The sequence below is a fragment of the Pigmentibacter ruber genome (assembly GCF_009792895.1).
In the GTDB taxonomy this organism is placed as follows: Bacteria; Bdellovibrionota_B; Oligoflexia; order Silvanigrellales; family Silvanigrellaceae; genus Silvanigrella; species Silvanigrella rubra.
Genome location: NZ_WSSC01000010.1, coordinates 1 through 1,521, shown reverse-complemented (window position 1 = coordinate 1,521; position 1,521 = coordinate 1). Strand labels below are relative to the sequence as shown.

Genomic DNA, 1,521 nt, shown 5'->3' with positions numbered 1-1,521 from the left:
CCTAAATGTACATTTACCTTATTATTTTAATTTTTTAAAGCAAACAAATTTTATTTTTTAGATAATTTTCTTGCAAATTAAAGTTTTTTAGATATTTAGTAAAGCTATATTTAGCAAATTAATTAGGCACTAAAGATGTTTGTAAAACTAAATTTGTTGTGCAATATAATACCCATAGGAAAAAATATTTTCTATTCCTATTATCTATTAGTTACCTTATTTAGAAGGTCATTTAAAAATGCTGTCAATTTTAGAACTTGCCCAATTAGCATTGGATGTTTACTGTGACCCAAAAGAAAATGATATAAGAAAAAAATATTTTAATGATAATTGGGAGGCAGGACCATCTAATGATCACAGAGGCAAACCAGAATTCGATATTGCTACTAAGCCATACAATACTTATCCTACGGAATCTTGTCCTAAAACAGGTTTGTATGCTCGAGTTTACATTCATAAACGCTTAAATTATGGTGTTTTAGCTATCCGTGGGACAGAAAAAGAGACTAATGATTTTGCTGCAGATTCTGACTGGCTTTTAAATAATGAATCTCAGCAACTTAATGACTTAATAGAGTTTCATGCAAAAGCAAAAAAGCACTTTTTTGAAATCAAAAAACCATTAAAATATGTTTGCGGACATTCATTAGGGGGGATATTAGGAAAATCGTTAGCACCAATTTCAAAACTTCCAACTTGTGCCTTTAATTCTCCGGGTGTGTTAGATTTTGTATTGGCAAATGCAAGGAGAAAAGGAAATAAAAATATTACTATGGAGGAATTTGAAGCTGGTATGAAATCTAATCAAGTTATAGTAACTTTTGTTGCAAACAGGGACATGGTTGGGGAAAGAAAAAATGACGCTGACTTGGGAACCCGAATTTACTTAGCCACAAGGCCATTTAACCCACTGACAATGCACGACTATAACAATTCTAAAGAACTTCAAAAAATTGTAGAAACTAGAAAATTGGGGGATAAAGAATATCCTACAACTTTTGAAGTGGATAGAGTTCACTCAATGGTGGACTTGTTTAAATATTTTTATGTCAATGACTACGAAAATGTTTACTTAGAAAAATATAAAAATTTTGATAAATTTAAAGAAAGATACTTTTGTCACGTTGCTATTCGTTCTTCACGCACTATGAATCCTCGTAATATTAATATGTATCAAAAACAAATAAAAGATCGGGAGGAACAAATAAAAAAATATTGCACTATATATGATCAACATAAAGAAAATTTTAAACATTATCTGGCAGTACCTTTGACAGATGAATTGCTTAACAATCCTGTCAAACAAAAAAGGTAGTTATTACAATATTAATTTTTTAATTTCAGTAAAGCATATTCTAAAATAGAACTCATCAGTTATTTTAAGCTTTAATTTTATTGCTAAAATTGCTAAAGTTAGCTTTACTAAATATCTAAAAAACTTTAATTTGCAAGAAAATTATCTAAAAAATAAAATTTGTTTGCTTTAAAAAATTAAAATAATAAGGTAAATGTACATTTAGG

Annotated in this window: 1 protein-coding gene; it reads left to right on the top strand. The window is 28.5% G+C overall.

The genetic code is table 11. The features are described from left to right. Positions 1-238 precede the first annotated feature (238 nt). Positions 239-1,315 carry a hypothetical protein gene (locus GOY08_RS15490; protein WP_158999837.1) on the top strand — a complete coding sequence of 359 codons (1,077 nt, stop codon included), beginning with the start codon at positions 239-241 and terminating at the stop codon, positions 1,313-1,315. The last annotated feature ends 206 nt before the right edge of the window (positions 1,316-1,521 follow it).

Coding starts and splice junctions, on each gene's coding strand:
- GOY08_RS15490 (WP_158999837.1), top strand. CDS start 239: ATGCTGTCAATTTTAGAACTTGCCCAATTAGCATTGGATGTTTACTGT.